This window comes from Paraburkholderia tropica (assembly GCF_900109265.1).
Lineage (GTDB): Bacteria > Pseudomonadota > Gammaproteobacteria > Burkholderiales > Burkholderiaceae > Paraburkholderia > Paraburkholderia tropica.
In genome coordinates, this window is sequence record NZ_FNZM01000012.1 from 240,564 (window position 1) to 259,302 (window position 18,739).

Sequence of the window (18,739 nt, forward strand, 5' to 3'; positions counted from 1 at the left end):
CAATTCGTTCGCGATGCTTATTTTTTCGCCAGCGCGATTTCATAGCGGATATGACCGCTACGCGAGGCGATCCGGTCGTACACCGCCTGCGCCGCCTCGTTCGCGTCGTTCGTGATCCAGTAAATGCGAAACCAGTTCTCGCGCTCGCCGATCTCGCGCAGACGTTCGATGAAAGCCGTGGCGACACCCTTTCTGCGTCCCTGCGGCGCCACGTACAGATCCTCCAGATAGCAGACCGTCTGATCGCTCCAGGTGTTCGGATGCAGCACGTAGTTGCACAGACCCAGCGGCTCGCCGTCCTCCCCGTGCGCGATCAGCGCGTGAATCGGTTCCGCCGGATCGGCGATACGCGCCCACGTGCGCGCATTCACGCGCTCGTCGAGCGTCACCTCGTAGTGGCGGCAATAGGCCTGCCAGAGCGCGAGCCACTCGGCGTGATCGGCGGCCTCGACGGGACGGATGGCGAAATCGGCGGACGGCACGAACGGGCTCCTGGTGATGGAAAACACGGGCGGCGGGCCTTCATCGTAACCCATCGATTAACGATGCCGCCGACGCCTCGCACTGGACGTCAGCCGCGCAAGCCGCTATGCTGAAATCATTCATTCCGATGACTTCCTCAATCTGAAATCATGCCCGCCGATATCAGGACAATCGACCTGAACCTGCTGCGCGCGCTCGACGCCCTGCTCGACGAACGCAACGTCACGCGCGCCGCGCGCCGTCTCGCGCTCACGCAGCCCGCCGTGAGCGGCATGCTCGTGCGCCTGCGCGAAGCCTTCGACGATCCCCTCTTCATCCGCACGCAACGCGGCATCGCGCCGACGCTGCGCGCGCTCGAACTCGTCGCGCCGCTCAAGCAGATTCTCGGCGAAGTGGAAACGCTGCTCACGCCGCAAGCCTTCGATCCCGCGAGCGCCGACTTCACGCTCACGCTCGCCGCCACCGACTACGCGCTGCAAGCCGTGGTCGCGCCGTATCTCGCAGTGCTGCGTCGCGAAGCGCCGGGCATCCGCGTCGCCGTGGTGCCGGTGCAGGATCCGTCGCTGCATGCGCAACTCGCGCGCGGCGATGTCGACGTGGCGCTCGTCACGCCCGAGAGCACGCCCGCCGATCTGCACGCGCGGCGTCTGTTCGACGAACGCTACGTCTGCGTGATGCGCGCCGATCATCCCGATGCCGCGCGCGGACGCATCACGCTCGCGCGTTTCTGCGCGCTCGATCACGCCCTGGTGTCGTACACGGGCGGCAGCTTTCACGGCGTCACCGACGAAGCGCTCGCGCAGCATGGCCGCGCGCGCCGCGTCGCGCTCTCGGTCACGAGTTTTCTCGTGTTGCCCGAAATCCTGCGCGCAAGCGATCTGATCGCCGTGGTCCCGCAGCGGCTCGCGCAACGCGCCGAAGGTCTCGCCGTGCTGCCCGCGCCGCTGGAAATTCCGGGCTTCACCAAGACCGCCGCGTGGCATGAACGCACGCATCGCGATCCGGCGCGGCGCTGGGCACGCGCGTTGCTGTTCGAAACCTGCGAATCGCTTCGCGCCACGGCCGCGGCCTAGCGGTGCGAACAACGCGATTTAAGCGATTCGTCCAGCATTCGATCCTGCTTGCGGATGCAGCCGTGGTGCAGTCATTTCGAAAGGCCGCGCTGCACCCGATCCGCGCATCATGCGAACATCGCGCCGGCACATAACGCGCGTCCCGCGTACGCCTGGCGTTAGAATCGAAACTCCCTTTTCTTCACTTCGCCCTCATCCATGCTTCGACCTTCTGCACCGGAAAACGAAGCCGAGCGTGTGGAAATTCTGCGGTCGTTCCAGTTACTCGACACCCAGCCCGAGGAACGCTTCGATCGCATCACGCGCCTCGCACGACGCCTGTTCAACGTTCCCATCGCGGCGGTCACGCTCATCGATACGCGGCGTCAATGGTTCAAGTCGCATCCCGGCCTCGACGTTTCCGAAACGCCGCGCGACGTCTCGTTCTGCGGCCACGCGATTCTCGGCGACGACCTCTTCTTCGTCAGCGACGCGCGAACGGACGTGCGCTTCGCCGACAACCCGCTCGTCACCGGTGCGCCGAACATCCGCTTCTATGCAGGTTGTCCGCTGTCAGCAGGGCATCAGATGCGCATCGGCACGCTCTGCCTGATCGACGACCGGCCACGCGAATTCGACGACGAAGAACGCATCGTGCTGCGCGATCTCGCGGACATGGCGCAGGAAGAAATCGCCGCCACGCAGCTCGCGACCACCGACGAGCTTACGGGTCTCTCGAACCGGCGCGGCTTCAAGCAACTCGCCGAGCAATCGCTGCGCATGCGCCGCAGCGCGCAGCAGCCGGTCTCGCTGCTCTACCTCGACCTCAACGGCTTCAAGCAGATCAACGACACCTACGGTCATGCCGAAGGCGATCGCGCACTCGTTGCGTTCGCAACGATCATGCTGACCGCACTGGGTGAAGGCGATGTGATCGGGCGGCTCGGCGGCGACGAGTTCGCGGTCCTGCTCGGCGACGCCGACGAAGCGGGCACGCTGCACGCCATCGAACGCATCCGCTCGCAGCTCGAGGTGTTCAACCGCACGGCGCGCAAGCCCTACGAACTGCGCTGCAGCGTGGGCAACGCGGCGGGCGGCGGCGACTTCGACGGCTCGATCGACGACTTGCTGGTGCGCGCCGACACCTCCATGTATCAGCAGAAGCGCGCGACGGGCAGCGAGCGTCGCTAATCGCGTCGCTCGCCCTTCATGCGTTTTTCGCATGTTTTTCGCTGGCGCTATTTTTGTTTGCAGATGTCGTGCGATTTCCGACGGCGTATCGTCATCACACGGGGCACGCTACTTGCTTGCTCTCGGTGATTACTGAGTACGTGAGTCGGGGATCGACATGATGAAGTCACTACACGAAGCGCGCGAGCGCACGATGCTGGCCGCGACCGGCCTGGCCGTTGGACTCGCCGCCACGGCGGCGGGCGCCGGACTCTGGTTGCGCGCGCTCGGCAACGACAGCGCCGCGAATGCCGACGTTCAGTCGGCTTCGGTGGGCGCTATTCTCCTGGGCGTGTTCGTCGCCATCTGCGCGGGTCACGAAATCTGGCGTAACCGCGCGCGCTAATCCGCGTTTGCAGCGCGCAAATACCGGCTTTTGCGCGCTTCAGGCCCGCTTCCTCCATCGTCGCCAGCAGGCGCCGCGTGAATGTGCGAGCCGCCTGCTTGAGCGCTGGCGCGCGCGCCGCCATGCAGTGTGACCGCGCGAGTGCGAGCGGCACGCTGACGAAGCGTGCGATGTTTGCGCGCCACAGCCGCGAATGCACCGCCCTCTGCGAATTCGGGCACGATGTCCCCGGCATCGGGCCGCACGATCACGTGTGGGCTAATCTGGTGCACACGAAGCCAGGCGGCGGCGAATTGATGCACCACAAAGTTGGGGGCCAGGCGCACGGGCGATGCGCCCCGACGGCGTTGCTCAGGCGCGCCCCCTTCAATACACATCCCGCACATAACGCTTCTCGCGCGCCATCTGTCCAACATATTCACTGGCGGCTTCATCGCTCATGCCGCCATGGCGCGCAACCACCGACTTCAACGCGGCATCCACGTCTTTCGCCATGCGGCTCGCGTCGCCACAAACATAGAGATGCGCGCCCTCTTGCAGCCACGCCCACATCTGCGCACCCTGCTCGCGCATGCGGTCCTGCACGTAGATCTTGTCCTGCTGGTCGCGCGAGAACGCCAGATCGAGGCGATTGAGCAAACCGTCGCCGTGCATCTGCTCCAGTTCTTCGCGGTAGTAGAAGTCGGTGGCCGCGTGCTGTTCGCCGAAGAACAGCCAGTTGCGGCCCGAGTCGCCCCGCGCGCGCCGTTCGTGCAGGAAGGCGCGGAACGGCGCGACGCCCGTGCCGGGGCCGACCATGATCATCGGCGTATCGCCGTGGCGCGGCGGGCGGAAGTGCGTGCTCTTCTGCACGAACACCGGCACGCTGCCTTCGGCCACGCGATCGGCGAGGAAGGTGGACGCCACGCCCTTGCGTTCGCGTCGGCCATTGTTGTAGCGCACGGCCGAAACAGTCAGATGCACTTCGCCCGCGTGCGCCTTCGGGCTCGACGAGATCGAATAGAGACGCGGCTGCAAACGCTTGAGCATGCCGATCAGTTCCGGCGCCGAGAGTTCGACCGGATATTCGTGCAACACGTCGGCGAGCTGCTGGCCCCAGAGCCACTGCTTGAGGTCGCCCTTGCGCTCCTCGCCGAGCATCGCCGCGAGTCCCGTGTCTTTCGCACGCGCGGCGACGAAGGCCAGCGCATCGGGACCCGGACGCGCGATTTCGTAGTGCGTGGCGAGCGCATCGGCGAGACGCATCGTGCCCGCGCCCGGCACGTCCACCGAGGCGTCGCCGTGCAGATGCGTGAGATCGAGCAGTTCGTCGACGAGCGCCGGGCAGTTGGTCGGCCACACGCCGAGCGCGTCGCCCGCTTCGTATTCGAGGCCCGCTTCGGCGGTCGCGAGCGAGAAGTAGCGCGTATCCTTCGACGCGCCCTTCATGTTCAACCGCACGTTGCCGATCAAACGTGACGCGGCGGGCCGCGCCTTCGTCGGCGCGCTGCCGGGCAGCGCCTCGGGAATCGCGCCGCCCGCGGGCACCGCGTGCAGCGCCGCGTCCTCTTCCTTGATGCGCTGGACCACGCGTTCGAGCCACGCGTCGGCGGCTTCCTGATACTCGCTGTCGCAATCCACGCGCGCCATCAGACGTTGCGCGCCGAGCGCATCCAGACGTGCATCGAGATTGCGGCCGTGACCGCAGAACTGATCGTAATTGCGGTCGCCGAGCGCGAGCACCGCATAACGCAGCGACGCGAGGCGCGGCGCGCTATCCGCCTTCAGCGCCTTCAGCGCCTTCAGCGCCGCCCAGAACGACTCGCCGTTGTCGGGCGCGTCGCCGTCGCCGAAGGTGCTGGTCATCAGCAACACGTACTGCGCTTTCTCCAGCGTCTCCGGCGCGTAATCGGCCATACAGGTCGCGCGGATCTCGAAGCCCGACTCCATCAATTGCATCGCGTAGCGCTCGACCAGCGACTCGACGTTGCCGGTTTGAGACGCCCAGAGCAGCGTCACTTTCGGACGCGCATGCGCGATGCGCACGGCCGCGCTCTTGTCGCTTTGCAGCGCGTGCAGGCCGCTCTGCGCGTGCGCAGTGTGTGCCGATTCCAGCTCGGCCGGCGCGCCGCCGCTGAACAAGCCCGCGAGCGTGCCGTCGACCCACGCACGCGTGGCGGGCGCGAACGGCGCATGCGCGGGCAAGGACGGCACGCCCTCGCCGCGCGCTTGCGATGCACGCAGGCCGCCGACGAAACCCGCCAGCCAGAGCCGCTCCGTTTCGTTCAGCGCCGGCGCGGCCAGCTCGCCGAGGCCAAACAGATTCGCAAACGCGTCGAGGCGCGCGCCGTCGTGAGTCACTTCGCGGGACATGGTGCTTTCCTGGAGCAGTGGAGCGGCGGCGCGCTCGGGAGTCGGTTCGGCGTCGGGTGCAGCGGTGCCGGGCGCGGGCGCCGGTTCGGCTTCGACGCGCGTCAGTGCGACCGCGCAAAACTTGAGTTCGGGCTGCTGGGAAATCGCGTCGATGGCGTCGTTGGTGACAGCGTTCACGCACAGTTCGTCGCCGAACACGTCGTTCCAGTGCATCGGCGCGAAACAGTTGCCGGGCATCACGCGATCGGTGACGACGGCGGGCAGCACGACGCGGCCGCGCCGCGAACGCACTTCCACGCGATCCTTCGCGGCAATGCCGAGCGCGCTCGCATCCTCGGGATGAATCTCGACGAACGGCGCCGGATTGAGCTTGTTGAGCATGGCCACCTTGCCGGTCTTGGTCATGGTGTGCCACTGGTGCTGCAATCGCCCCGTATTGAATACGATGGGAAAAGTGCCGTCGGGCAGTTCGGCGGGCGCGACGTGCGGGCGCGCGAAGAACACGCCCTTGCCATGCGGCGTGGCGAACGCGAGACGCGGACGCGTGCCGTCGGCGTTTTCGCGCAAGGTCTGGCTCACGCCGTCGTTCAGATAACGCAGCGGATTGCGCTCGTTGTGCGCGCCTTGCGCATCGGCGGGCGCGCACGGCCATTGCAGCGGCGTCTCGCGCAGCTTCGCGTGGCTCGCGCCGCGCAGATCGTAGCCGGTCTTCGGATTCGAGAACCGCACGATTTCATCGAAAACCTCCGCCACGCTCGCGTAACCGAATGCGTCTTCATAGCCCATCGCGCAGGCCACGCGCGCGATCAGCTCCCAGTCGGGCAACGCCTCGCCCGGCGGCTCGACGGCTTGCTGCATGAGCGTCATGTTGCGCTCGGAATTGATCATCACGCCTTCGGCCTCGGCCCAGAGCGCGCCGGGCAGCAGCACGTCGGCGTAGGCGTTGGTTTCGGTGTCGAGAAAGGCGTCCTGCGCGATCACGAGGTCGGCGGCGCGCAAACCGGCCACCACGGTCTTGCGGTTCGCGACCGAGGCCACCGGATTCGTGCAGATGATCCAGCACGCCTTGATCTCGCCCGCTGCCATGCGCTCGAACATGTCGATGGTGCCGCCGCCGAGCTTCGTCGTGAGCGTGCCGCGCGGCAGCGACCAGGCATCCTCGACGAAGCCGCGATCTTCCTCGGAAAGCACCGAGCGCTGGCCCGGCAGGCCCGGACCCATATAGCCCATCTCGCGCCCGCCCATCGCGTTCGGCTGGCCCGTGAGCGAAAACGGCCCGCTGCCCGGACGGCAGATTTTGCCCGTCGCCAGATGCAGATTGCAGATCGCGTTGGTGCTCCACGTGCCGTGCGTGCTCTGGTTCAGGCCCATCGTCCAGCAGGTCATGAACTCGGGCGCGGCGCCGATCATCTGTGCGGCGCGGCGGATGTCGTCGGCGGCGATGCCGGTGATGTCCGCGACTTTGTCGGGCGTGTAATCGGCGAGAAACGCGGGCATCTCGTCCCAGCCCTGCGTGTACTGCGCGATGAAATCGCTATCCGTGTGGCCGTTTTCGTGCAGCAGATGCAGCAGGCCGTTGAGCAGCGCGAGGTCGGTGCCCGCCTTGATCTGCAGGAACAGCGAGGCTTTATCGGCGGTCGCGTTGCGGCGCGGATCGACGACGATCAGCTTCGCGCCCGCCTTCACGCGGTCCATCATGCGCAGGAACAGGATCGGATGGCAGTCCGCCATGTTCGCGCCGATCACGAAGAACAGATCGGCCTTGTCGAAGTCCTGATACGAACCGGGCGGGCCGTCCGCGCCGAGCGAGAGCTTGTAGCCGCTACCCGCGCTCGCCATGCACAGCCGCGAATTCGACTCGATGTTGTTGGTGCCGACATAGCCCTTCGCGAGCTTGTTGACGAGATACTGCGCCTCGATCGACATCTGGCCCGACACGTAGAACGAGAGCGCGTCGGGGCCGTGCGCGTCGAGCGTGGCGCGCAGCCGCCTGGCCGTGTCGGCGATTGCCTGCGCGATCGGCAGCGGCACGGGGTCCGCGTCGCGCGCGTGACGCACGAACGCGCGTTCGAGACGCCCCGAATTGCGCAGCGCCACGTGCGCCGACGAACCCTTCGTGCAGAGCCGTCCGAAGTTGGTCGGATGCTCGGCGTCGCCGGCGATTTTCGTGACCGCGCCATCCTCGACCTGCAGGATCATGCCGCAGCCCACACCGCAGTAGGGGCACACGGTCTTGACGGATTTCGCGGACTTCGGGCTGCTCATGCGCATTCGGATCGGCTTGGTGAGTGAAAAGGCGAATCAGAAAAACTGCGTGAAAATCAGGCCGAAATCCACACCTGGCCGTTTTCCACGCGCGTGGCGAATGCGTTCACCGAGCTGCCTGGCACTTCGAGACACTCGCCGGTTTCCAGATCGAAGTGATGCTTGTAGATCGGCGACGCCACCACGATGCGCTCGCCCAGGCTGCCGACGAGACCGCGCGAGAGCACGGCCGCGTTCGAGTTCGGATCGTAGTTGCCGATCGCGAACACGCGCGCCGCGCCGTCGTCGATATGGAACACGGCGACCTGCTCGCCGTTCACGAGCGCACACACGCCGGTATTCGGCACGATGTCGTCGAGCTGGCAGATCGACACCCAGGTTTCGTCTTGCTGAAGAATGGCATTCATTTCGGATTCCTCGTTATTTGTTGATCGAAAACCGCCACGTCACATCGTTTCGGCGACGACGGGAATCGCCGCCAGCCCTTCGTACTGCGCACGCACCGGCATGCCCTTGCGTTCTTCGAGCGTGGCCGGACGGATTTGTCCGCGTTCTTCGACGAAGGTCACGTTCGCGTCGCCCGCATCGCTGTTGACGAAGTGACGGAAGCGGCGGCGCGTAGCCGGATCGGTCACGGCGACCTTCCATTCGTCTTCGTAGGTGTCGACCACGATCTGCATCTCGGCTTCGAGTTCGGCGGCGAGACCGAGCTTGTCGTGCACGACCACGTCGATCAGATAATCGAGGCCGCCTTCGAGGTTGTCACGCCACACGCTCGTGCGTTGCAGGCGGTCGGCCGTGCGCACATAGAACATCAGGAAGCGGTCGATGTAGCGGATCAGCGTGTCGCGGTCGAGGTCGGCGGCGAGCAGTTCGGCGTGGCGCGGCTTCATGCCGCCGTTGCCGCACACATACAGATTCCAGCCCTTTTCCGTGGCGATCACGCCCACGTCCTTGCCCTGCGCTTCCGCGCATTCGCGCGTGCAGCCCGAGACGCCGAACTTGATCTTGTGCGGCGCGCGCAGGCCTTTGTAGCGGTTCTCGAGGCCGATCGCGAGACCGACCGAATCGCCCACGCCGTAGCGGCACCACGTCGAGCCGACGCACGACTTCACGGTGCGCAGCGCCTTGCCGTAGGCGTGTCCCGATTCGAAGCCCGCGTCGATCAGTTCTTCCCAGATCAGTGGCAACTGTTCGACACGCGCGCCGAACAGGTCCACGCGCTGGCCGCCCGTGATCTTCGTATAGAGGCCGTACTTCTTCGCCACCATGCCCACGGCGATCAGCCCTTCGGGCGTGACCTCGCCGCCCGGCATGCGCGGCACGACCGAATAGGTGCCGTCGCGCTGGATGTTGGCGAGGTAGTAATCGTTCGAATCCTGCAGGCTCGCGTGCTCCTTTTTGAGCACGAATTCGTTCCAGCACGAGGCGAGAATGCCGGCCACCGCGGGCTTGCAGACATCGCAACCGAGACCGTGACCGTGCTTCGCGAGCAGCGCGCCGAAGGTCTTGATCTGCTCGACGCGCACGATGTGATACAGCTCCTGGCGCGAATACGGGAAGTGCTCGCAAAGATGATTGTTGACGCTGAGGCCCTGACGCTTCATCTCCGACTTCATGATCTGCGTGACGAGCGGCACGCAGCCGCCGCACGACGCGCCCGCGCAGGTCGTGGCCTTCATCGCGCCGATGCTGGTCGCGCCATCGCGCACGGCCGCGCAGATCTGCGCCTTCGAGACGTTGTTGCACGAACAGATCTGCGCGCCGTCGGGCAGCGCTTCCACGCCGAGCGCGGGCTTGGCGCTGCCGTCGGCTTGCGGCAGGATCAGGAATTCGGGGGCTTCCGGCAGCGCGATGCCGTTGAGCATCATTTGCAGCAGCGTGCCGTATTCGCTGGCGTCGCCGACCATCACCGCGCCGAGCAGCTTCGTGCCGCATTCGGACACCACGAGTTTCTTGTAGACCTGGCGGCGTTCGTCGGCGAAACGATAGGCGCGGCTGCCCGGCGTCTTGCCGTGCGCGTCGCCGATGCTCGCCACATCCACGCCCATCAGTTTGAGCTTGGTGCTCATGTCCGCGCCCGCGAAGCACGCCGCCGCCGCTTCACCCATCGCTTCGCCCGCCAGCGTCTTCGCCACGTTGCGCGCCATGTCGTAACCAGGCGCGACGAGGCCGAAAATCTGCCCTTGCCACAGCGCGCATTCGCCGATCGCGTAGATATGCGGATCGCTCGTGCGGCACTCATTGTCGATGGCGATGCCGCCGCGCGGACCCACGTCGAGCCCGCAGGCGCGCGCGATTTCGTCGCGCGGACGGATGCCCGCCGAGAACACGATCATGTCGGTGTCGAGGTGCGTGCCGTCGGCGAACACCATGCGATTCGCGGCGCTTTCGCCATCGACGATCGCCGTGGTGTTCTTCTGCGTGTGCACCGTCACGCCGAGTTCCTCGATCTTCGCGCGCAGCACGCGGCCGCCGTCGTCGTCGACCTGCACGGCCATCAGGCGCGGCGCGAATTCCACCACATGCGTCTGCAGGCCGAGATCGCGCAACGCCTTCGCGCATTCGAGACCGAGCAGGCCGCCGCCCACCACCACGCCGGTGGTCGCGCTCGCGCCGCGGGCCTGCATCGCTTCGAGATCGTCGATCGTGCGATAGACGAAGCAATCCGCCCGATCGTTGCCGTCGATCGGCGGCACGAACGGCACCGAGCCGGTGGCGATCACGAGCTTGTCGTACGCGAGCGTTTCGCCGTTCGACACGCTCACGGTGCGCGCTTCGCGATCGATCGACACGGCCTTCGCGTCGAGCACGAGACGCACGCGTTCGCGCACGTCGTCGCGTTCGAAGAAGCCCGGCGCGACGAGCGAGAGATCGTCGGCGCTCTTGCCCGCGAAAAATTCGGAGAGATGCACGCGGTCGTAGGCCGGACGCGGCTCCTCGCAGAGCACCGTGACGCGCACGTTCGCGCTTTCGGCGAGCACGCTCTCGAGAAATTTATGGCCCACCATGCCGTGGCCAATGACGACGACGTTCAGACCGTTCACTGCGAGCGAAGTTTGCGTCATGCTTGTGCACCAAATAAAAAGGCGTCCCGCGAAGCCAGCTTGCAATAAGCCAGACTCGGGGGACGCCGTTGCCCTGAATTCAATCGATTTGCACTGCTCTGCTGCTGCGCAGCCGGATCGCCGTTGATCCTGTCGACGATCGTTATGCAAGCGCTGTGCCAATTCGTGCGCGCGGCGCGAAAGCCCCGTGCAGCGGGCTTTTCACGTGATCGCTCGCGGGCGGCGCACCGCAACGGCCTGACGCGTCGTGATGCAGCGGAGCACAGATTTGGTGCCGTGCAGCACAGTCGCTGTGCGCTGTCGCCATGAATGGGCCGGCTTCGCGTTAGTGCGCTGTCGATGCCGCGCATAAGGTTTCGGGCGCGTGCGATGCGCGCAGAAAGGCATCGACGAGACAGGCGCGCGCAGCGCACCGCGCGCTGGTCTGGAACTTGCGTGATCAGCGCGTGCGAGTCGATACGAACGGCAACGATGCCGGGCGCGTCGCGCGATGCTGGCACGCGACGCATCGCCCTCGCAGGATGGACAGAACTCAGGACAACGGCGTCCCCTCGTCATCAACGACGAGCGGACGCCGTTTTTTATTGGGCAATCGAGATGATCGACATGACGAACCGTAACGCCATCGGCACGATGGGCAAGGTCACTTTATTGAGCGCGGGTCCGGGCGACCTCGACCTGCTGACGTTGAAAGCGGCGAAGGCGCTCGCGAGCGCGGACGTCGTGCTGATCGACGACCTCGTGAATCCCGAGATCGCCACGCTCGCTCCGCAGGCGCGCGTCATCAAGGTCGGCAAGCGCGGCGGTTGCCGCTCGACGCCGCAAGCGTTTATCGAGCGCCTGATGCAGCGTTACGCGAAAAAAGGCGCGCATGTCGTGCGCGTGAAAGGCGGCGACGCGCTGCTGTTCGGGCGCGCGGGCGAGGAACTCGCGGCGCTCGATCGCGCGCGCATTCCGGTGCAGATCGTGAACGGGATTTCGTCGGCGTTCGCGGCGGCGGCGGGACTCGGCGTCTCGCTCACGCATCGCGATCATTGCCAGGGCGTGATCTTCGTGACGGCGCATCTGCGCGATCACAGCGAGCCCGACTGGCGCGCGCTCGCGGCCACCGGCATGACGCTCGCGATCTACATGGGCATGAGCCGCATCGAGGGCTTGTGCGCGACGCTCGCGCAGGCGCTCTCGCCCGCCACACCCGCCGCCGTCGTGCAGTGGGCGGGCAGCGCGAACGAGCGCCGTGTGACGGGCGCGCTCGGCACGATCGCGGCGCTCGCGCGCGACGCCGGGCTCGGCAGTCCGGCGATCATTCTGGTCGGCGAGGCGATTGGCGAGGCGCTGGCTTTCGCGCCGCGTCAAGCGGATGTTGCAGCGCCGAATGCTGCGGCGACGCTGCCGCAATTGCGCCGCGCGTGAGCATCGCCACTAAGCGCGACATCGACGCTTACTTGATCTCGACTTCGACGAACACCACTTCGCGCGGCGATGCATTGACGACGTTGTGCTCCACGCCCTGCAAGCCCGCGTAGCTCTGCCCCGCGACGAGCGGTTTCTCGCGCGGACCGTCGCGGGTTTCGATCAGCAGCACGCCATCGGTTTGCGGCACGACGATGTAATCGTGACCGTGCACGTGCCAGCCGGTTTCGGCGCCGGGCGCGAAGCGCCATTCGGTGACGATGGCGCGCGCGTTCGAGACCTGCACGGTGGGGACGGCTTGAGGACGGCTCATGGGGTGCTCCTGATGTTGTTATCGGACGACGATCGAATGATCTCGTGCGCCGATTCTCAGGCAAGCGGCCCTTCACGGAAAGTGACAGTGCGTGCGCGCGGACCAGCACAGTTGCGCGCGCATGAAACGCACGGTCAACGCAAAACCGTCGCGAATCAATTAGTCAGCATGCCGAATAAAATCAGCGCCCGCCGCTCACCACGCGCTTCGCCACCAGCCCCGGCAGACGCAAGCCAAATCCGGCCACGAGCCGCAGGTGCATCCACGACAGCAGCAGATTGTCGCGCGCATAGTTGAAGTGCGAGACGCCGCCTTCGTCGGCCTTGAAATAGCGCACCGGCGCTTCGATCTGGATCGGCCGCACGCCCGCCCAGCACAGCCGCACGGCGGCTTCGGGATCGAAGTCGAAACGGCGCATCCACGGCAGACGCGTCATGATCGTGCGCAGCGGCGTGATCGGATAGACGCGGAATCCATACAGCGAATCGCCGATGCCCGCCCACAGCGTTTCCACGTCGGCGAGCAGATTCGACACGCGGCGGCCCTGCACGCGCAGTTGCGGCGCGCTCGCATCGAACTTCGGGCGGCCGAGCACCATCGCCTCGGGATTCGCCTGCGAAGCGGCCATGAAACGCGGGATCAGGTCGGCGGGATGCTGGCCGTCGGAGTCCATCGTGAGCACGTGCGTGAAGCCCTGCGCCGCGGCGGCCTCGATGCCCGCGAGCACCGCGCCGCCCTTGCCGCGATTGACGGGCAGCACGATCACGCGCAGGCCGTCGTCCTGCGCGGCCATCGCCTGCAGACGTTCGGCGCTGCCGTCGGTGCTGCCGTCGACGACCACCCACACGGGATTCCAGTGCGCACGCGCGGCGCGCACCGTCTCATCGACCTTCATGCCGGGGTTGTAGCTCGGAATCAGGACGAGATGCGTCGCGCTGGCGCGCGGCGGGGTGGAAGTAACGTCGGCTTGCATGGAACGGGAACGGAGTGGTTGGGACGGCGCGCCGGATCAGGCGAGACCGCCGTTGATCGACAGCACCTGGCCGGTCACATAGGCGGCGGCTTCGGAGACCAGATAGGCGACCATCGCCGCCACTTCCTCCGGCTTGCCGGCGCGCTGCGCGGGCACGATCTGCTTGAGGCGCTCGGCGGGGAACGCGCGCTCGGCCATCGGCGACTCGATCACGCCCGGCGCGATCGCATTCACGGTGATGCCGCGCGACGCCACTTCGAGCGAGAGCGCCTTGGTCGCGCCGATCAGCCCGGCCTTGGCCGCCGAATAGTTGACCTGGCCGCGATTGCCCATCACGCCCGCGAGCGACGCGACGTTCACGATGCGCCCGTGGCGCGTGCGGATCATCGGCAGCAGAAGCGGCTGCGTGACGTTGAAGAAGCCGTTGAGCGACACGTCGATCACGCTGCGCCACTGCTGGCGCGACATGCCGGCCATCGGCGCGTCGGCGGTGATGCCCGCGTTGTTGACGAGGATCTGCACGGGGCCGCCGTTGGCGTCGTCGATCAGCGGGGCGAGCGCGGCTTCGGTGGCGTCGGCGTCGGTGACGTCGAACGCGATCGCGCGCGCCTGCCCGCCCGCCGCGACGATGCGCTGCGCCACGGCCTCGGCCTGCGCGAGCTGACGGTTCGCGTGCACCCAGACTTCATGCCCCGCCGCGGCCAGGGCGTCGCAGATCGCCTGGCCGATCACTCCGCTGCCGCCGGTCACGAGTGCGCGCATCGGCTCTCTCCTGTCGTTCGTCGGTCGCGTGGCGCGTGCGATCAGCGCACGCGATGCGCGTCGACGTAGGCCGCCAGCGCGCCGAGCGTCGCGAAGATCTTTTCGTTGTCCGGGTTGTCCGAGCGCAGCTCGAAACCGTACTTCTTCGAGATCAGCAGCGCGATTTCGAGAATGTCGATGGAGTCGAGCCCGAAGCCTTCGCCATAGAGCGGGGTTTCGGCCGTGACGTCGTCGAGCGAGACGTCTTCGAGATTCAGTTCGCCGACGATGAGCGCGGCCAGTTCATGTTCGAGAGCGTTCATAGGCGTGCGTATCGTGTCGCGGTCGTACCGCGGTTGCGTCCCGTCGGGGGCGCGCCGGACGGGACATCGTCCACGCCGCCGCTTGCCTCGCAGGCGCGTTCACCCCGCTCTGCCTGCCCGATTTAGGGATCGTTTGGTAAAAGTTACGCGGATTCTAGACGATGGGTATCGGGGCGTATACGGTGTCGCCCGCCGAAAGGTTACAGACGTTCCGAACCGTCTCGCCCGCAATTTTGGGACACGACCGCCGCAGACGCTTGCACGGCATTGGACGCGCGCCGATCGGAGCGGGGTCGCGGCTTGCACAGAGGCATACAAACGGTTACAAACCTGCCGGTGCCTTGTCGGACGGCGCTACGCCGCCACCCTAAAATACGGCTGCCACCCGCCTGCAGGCTGTTTGCGGCCCGTTTTTGTCATATCTATGACGGCTTCCGGCATGGAAAATAGCGCCGCCGAAGCCGCCGCCCACTACCATTTGAAGATAAGGAACCCGATGTCACGCCGCACCGACGCGCCAGCCGCGCCTGCCGCGCCCTCGCCGGACCGCCGTCCGGACAGCGCCCGCTCCCCGAGGGAAGCGGCGCTGGGCGTCGTGCGCGCGGGTCTGGCTGTGGCGGGCGTGATCGCGTACCAGTTGCTCGCGCATCGAGCGGTGGCCACGCCCGGCGAAGCGGGTCTCGGCCTCGCGATGGCGCTGCTGCCGCCGCTCGTGCTCGCGCTGGGCGCCGCCGCCGGATCGCCGCGCCGCGCCTGGCTGCTGCCGCTCTGGGCGCTGACCGTCGGGGCGTTGTGGAGCGCGCGCACGCCGCTTGCTTATCACTTCGAATGGGGTCTGTATCTCGAACACGTGAGCTTCAACCTCGGGCTGGCGCTGCTGTTCGGGCGCACGCTGGCCGCCGGGCGCGAGCCGCTGTGCACGCAGTTCGCGCGCACGATGCGCGGCGGCGGTCCGCTGCCGCGTGCGATCGTGCGCTACACGCGCCGCATCACGCTCGCGTGGACGCTGTTTTTCGTGGCGATCGCCGCTGTGTCGACGCTGATGTTCGCGTTCGCGCCGATCGTCGCCTGGGCCACCTTCGCCAACTACGTCGCGCTGCCCCTGGTGGGCGCGATGTTCGCCGCCGAGCACGCCTGCCGCGCGCTGGCGCTGCCGCACGAACCGCGCGCCCGCATGCTCGACGCGGTGCGGGCGTACCGCGCGCGCGCCACGCCCTGAACGACGGGCCGGCAGCCGCGCTGCTGGCCGAAGTTTTCGCATCAACCGATTTATGCCGACTCATCCGCTGCTGTTTCACGCTTCGCCCCGCCAGGTCATCGCCTGGCGCGATGGTGCGCCCGTCACCGTGCGCGGCTTTCTCGCCGACGTCGCACGCGTGGCCGCCGCGTTGCCGCCGGGCGGCCACGTGTTCAACGTCTGCCGCGACCGCTACCGCTTCGCGGTGAGCCTGTGCGCGGCGCTCGTCGCGCGGCGCATCAGTCTGCTGCCTTCGAACCACACGCCGGAAACGGTCCGTCAGCTCGCGGCCTTCGCGCCCGATACCTTCTGCCTGCACGACTCGCCCGACTGCGCGATCGACCTGCCGCGCTTTCAATACCCCGACACGGCCGCAGCAAATCTGACTAACCATGACTGCCGCGACAGCACTGACGCCTTCGTCGTCCCGCAGATCGACGCCGCGCGCGTCATGGCCTATGTCTTCACCTCGGGCTCGACCGGCGCGCCGGTGCCGCATCGCAAGACATGGGGCTGCCTCGTCGACGGCGTGCGCGCCTCCGCGCAGAGTCTCGGTCTGACAGGCGACGATGCCGCCGCCCACACGCTGGTCGGCACGGTGCCCGCGCAGCACATGTACGGCTTCGAATCGACGGTGCTGCTCGCGCTGATCGGCGGCCTCGCCTTCAGCAGCCGCCAGCCGTTCTACGCCGCCGACATCCGCGCGGAACTCGACGCCGTGCCGCAGCCGCGCGTGCTCGTCACATCGCCGATCCATCTGCGCACGCTGCTCGCCAGCGACGCGCCGCTGCCGCGCGCCGCGCTGGTGCTCAGCGCGACCGCGCCGCTCGCCGAAAAGCTCGCGTGCGAAGCCGAAGCGCGGCTCGGCGCGCCGCTGATCGAAATCTACGGCAGCACGGAAACCGGCCAGATCGCCACGCGCCGCACCGCGCGCGGCGCGGTCTGGCAACTGCTGCCGCGCATCCGGCTGAACGCCCTGAAAGCGCGCGACGACGAACAGCAAGATCAGGAAGACAGCACCACGTTCTGGGCCAGCGGCGGCCACCTCGACGAACCCGTGCCGATGGGCGACGCGCTCGAACTGCTCGACGCGCAGCGTTTCCTGCTGCACGGGCGCAAGCAGGACCTCGTCAATATCGCGGGCAAGCGCACCTCGCTCGCGTATCTGAATCATCAGCTCAACGCGATTCCCGGCGTGAGCGACGGCGTGTTCTTCATGCCCGGCGACGCCGCCGACACTGCCGACACGTCAATCACGCGCCTCGTCGCGCTGGTAGTCGCGCCTTCGCTGAACGCAGCCGAGTTGCAGCGCGCGCTGCGCGAACGGATCGACGCCGCGTTCCTGCCGCGTCCGCTCGTGTTCGTCGATGCGCTGCCGCGCAACGAAACCGGCAAGCTGCCGCGCGACGTGCTCGCGGCGCTGGCCGCGCGTCATACGCGCGCTGCGGCGTCGGGGTCTCCGTCGCCATCGACCTGTGAATCCGCGCCCGCGAAAACGCGCGCGCACGCGCTGCGTTTCACGATCGGCGCCGATCATCCCGCGCTGCCGGGCCACTTTCCGGGCCAGCCGATCGTGCCGGGCGTGGTGCTGCTCGACCGCGCCATCGACGCCATCGGCGCCGCGCTCGACCAGCCGCTCGACACCTGGCGTCTCTCGGCGGCCAAGTTCCTGAGCCCGGCCGCGCCCGGCGAAGCGCTCGACCTCGCCTTCGACGCCGCCGCGAGCGGCGCGATCCGCTTCACCGTGCGCGCGGGCGAGCGCGATGTGGCAAGCGGCACGCTGGCCGTGCCGTCCGTCCAGGCGGAGGCCGCGCCATGACGCCGAACCTGCCGCCGGACGCAAACGCAACGACCGCATCGACCGCATCGCCTGCATCCGCTGCATCGAATCAAGCGGATCAGCAAGCGGATCAAGCCGCCCCGAACGCGACCGCCAAACCCGCGCGCCCCGACTGGGCACAACGCGAGGAGCGCGGCAGCGCGCTGCTGCTGCGCGTGATGACGTGGCTCTCGCTGCGCCTCGGCCGCCCCGCCGGACGCGCCCTGCTCTATCTGTGCGCCGCCTGGTACGTGCTGTTTTCGCCGCGCGCGCGCAGCGCCTCGCGCGACTATCTGCGGCGCGCGCTGAACCGTGCGCCGCGATGGCGCGATTGCTGGCGTCACGTCTTCACGTTCGCGACCACCATCCACGATCGCATCTATCTGATGCACGGGCGCTTCGACCTGTTCGACATCCGCCCGCACGGCCAGCAGCTCGTCGACGAAGCGCTCTCGGGCGGACGCGGCGCGTTCCTGATGGGCGCACATCTGGGCAGCTTCGAAGTGGTGCGCGCGCTCGGCCGCACGCGCCCGCGCCTGCGCGTGGTGGTGACGATGTTCGAAGAGAACGCGCGCAAGATCAACGCGACGCTGGCCGCCGTGAATCCCGCCGCGAGCCCGGAAGTGATCGGCCTCGGCCAGATCGATTCGATGCTCAAGGTGAAGCAGCGTCTCGACGAAAACTGCATGGTCGGCATGCTGGCCGACCGCACGCTGCTCGCCGACGACGCCGCCACGATGCGCCGCATGGCGTTTCTCGGCGAACCCGCCCCGTTCCCGCTCGGCCCGCTTTATATGGCCGCGATGCTCAAGCGCCCGGTGCTGTTCATGACCGGGCTCTATCGCGGCGGCAACCGCTACGACGTGCACTTCGAAGTGGTCGCCGATTTCACCCACACGCCGCGCGACGCGCGCCGCGCCGCCATCGACGCCGCGCTCGCGCGTTACGTCTCGCTGCTCGACAGGTACGCGCGCGCGGCGCCCTATAACTGGTTCAACTATTTCGATTTCTGGAAAACGGTCAAGCCTGCGGCCGATGCGGCTGCGTCCGCGCCTGCTTCTGCCGACAGCGCCGTCGCACGCGACGCGCACGCCACGCGCGCCACGCGCCGCGCCTCGGCCAGC

14 protein-coding genes and 1 pseudogene are annotated in these 18,739 nt (G+C 67.2%); 7 read left to right on the forward strand and 8 right to left on the reverse strand.

Translation table 11 applies throughout. The annotated features are described in order from the left end of the window. Window positions 1-17: 17 nt before the first annotated feature. Window positions 18-482 (reverse strand): GNAT family N-acetyltransferase, encoded by a 465-nt coding sequence (locus tag BMY06_RS21535; protein WP_161495564.1) that lies wholly within the window; start codon window positions 480-482, stop codon window positions 18-20. A gap of 150 nt (window positions 483-632) precedes the next feature. On the opposite strand from BMY06_RS21535, the gene BMY06_RS21540 reads away from it, so the two are divergent. From BMY06_RS21540 to BMY06_RS21550, 3 genes are all read left to right on the forward strand, one after another. After that, window positions 633-1,556: a LysR family transcriptional regulator gene (locus BMY06_RS21540; RefSeq protein ID WP_065059043.1), complete on the forward strand. Its 924-nt coding sequence runs from the start codon at window positions 633-635 to the stop codon at window positions 1,554-1,556. A 198-nt stretch (window positions 1,557-1,754) separates the two neighbouring features. Continuing rightward, the gene (locus tag BMY06_RS21545; RefSeq protein ID WP_074985089.1) at window positions 1,755-2,726 is read left to right on the forward strand and encodes a GGDEF domain-containing protein; all 972 of its coding nucleotides are present in this window, start codon (window positions 1,755-1,757) and stop codon (window positions 2,724-2,726) included. A 157-nt stretch (window positions 2,727-2,883) separates the two neighbouring features. Beyond that, a complete protein-coding gene (locus tag BMY06_RS21550; RefSeq protein WP_065059041.1) occupies window positions 2,884-3,111 on the forward strand; it encodes a hypothetical protein in 228 nt (75 codons plus the stop codon). A 366-nt stretch (window positions 3,112-3,477) separates the two neighbouring features. Here BMY06_RS21550 and BMY06_RS21555 read toward each other — a convergent pair whose 3' ends face one another. From BMY06_RS21555 to nirB, 3 genes are read right to left on the reverse strand one after another with little or no spacing between them, the layout of a single operon-like run. Next, the gene (locus BMY06_RS21555; protein ID WP_074985091.1) at window positions 3,478-7,728 is read right to left on the reverse strand and encodes a bifunctional nitrate reductase/sulfite reductase flavoprotein subunit alpha; all 4,251 of its coding nucleotides are present in this window, start codon (window positions 7,726-7,728) and stop codon (window positions 3,478-3,480) included. A gap of 56 nt (window positions 7,729-7,784) precedes the next feature. After that, window positions 7,785-8,135, reverse strand: coding sequence for a nitrite reductase small subunit NirD (gene nirD / locus BMY06_RS21560; protein WP_065059039.1), 351 nt, complete (start codon window positions 8,133-8,135; stop codon window positions 7,785-7,787). 39 nt (window positions 8,136-8,174) lie between these two features. Beyond that, window positions 8,175-10,766, reverse strand: coding sequence for a nitrite reductase large subunit NirB (gene nirB / locus BMY06_RS21565; protein ID WP_065059151.1), 2,592 nt, complete (start codon window positions 10,764-10,766; stop codon window positions 8,175-8,177). A 663-nt stretch (window positions 10,767-11,429) separates the two neighbouring features. Here nirB and cobA point away from each other — a divergent pair. Further along, a complete protein-coding gene (gene cobA / locus BMY06_RS21570) occupies window positions 11,430-12,209 on the forward strand; it encodes a uroporphyrinogen-III C-methyltransferase (protein WP_080180485.1) in 780 nt (259 codons plus the stop codon). Window positions 12,210-12,237: 28 nt separating this feature from the next. On the opposite strand, the gene BMY06_RS21575 is transcribed toward cobA, so the two are convergent. The 4 genes from BMY06_RS21575 to BMY06_RS21590 all read right to left on the reverse strand — a co-directional run bounded on the left by BMY06_RS21575 (window position 12,238) and on the right by BMY06_RS21590 (window position 14,559). Then, on the reverse strand, window positions 12,238-12,522 hold the full coding sequence (locus BMY06_RS21575; RefSeq protein WP_074985093.1) for a cupin domain-containing protein: 285 nt from the start codon (window positions 12,520-12,522) through the stop codon (window positions 12,238-12,240). Between the two features lie 181 nt (window positions 12,523-12,703). Further along, complete coding sequence (locus tag BMY06_RS21580) at window positions 12,704-13,495, reverse strand: glycosyltransferase family 2 protein (protein WP_065059037.1); 792 nt, start codon at window positions 13,493-13,495, stop codon at window positions 12,704-12,706. Window positions 13,496-13,531: 36 nt separating this feature from the next. After that, entirely contained in the window at window positions 13,532-14,257 is a 726-nt protein-coding gene (gene fabG / locus BMY06_RS21585) for a 3-oxoacyl-ACP reductase FabG (protein WP_074985096.1), read from the reverse strand. Between the two features lie 41 nt (window positions 14,258-14,298). Then, on the reverse strand, window positions 14,299-14,559 hold the full coding sequence (locus tag BMY06_RS21590) for a phosphopantetheine-binding protein (protein WP_065059035.1): 261 nt from the start codon (window positions 14,557-14,559) through the stop codon (window positions 14,299-14,301). A gap of 496 nt (window positions 14,560-15,055) precedes the next feature. Between BMY06_RS21590 and BMY06_RS21595 the strand changes: the two genes are divergently transcribed. The 3 genes and pseudogenes from BMY06_RS21595 to BMY06_RS21605 all read left to right on the forward strand — a co-directional run. After that, window positions 15,056-15,778, forward strand: a complete 723-nt coding sequence (locus tag BMY06_RS21595) for a COG4648 family protein (protein ID WP_234774842.1) — start codon at window positions 15,056-15,058, stop codon at window positions 15,776-15,778. A gap of 52 nt (window positions 15,779-15,830) precedes the next feature. Further along, on the forward strand, window positions 15,831-17,615 hold the full coding sequence (locus tag BMY06_RS21600; RefSeq protein WP_074985098.1) for an AMP-binding protein: 1,785 nt from the start codon (window positions 15,831-15,833) through the stop codon (window positions 17,613-17,615). Window positions 17,616-17,794: 179 nt separating this feature from the next. Next, window positions 17,795-18,685 (forward strand): annotated as a pseudogene (locus BMY06_RS21605) (LpxL/LpxP family acyltransferase); the annotation flags it as partial. Between the last annotated feature and the right edge of the window lie 54 nt (window positions 18,686-18,739).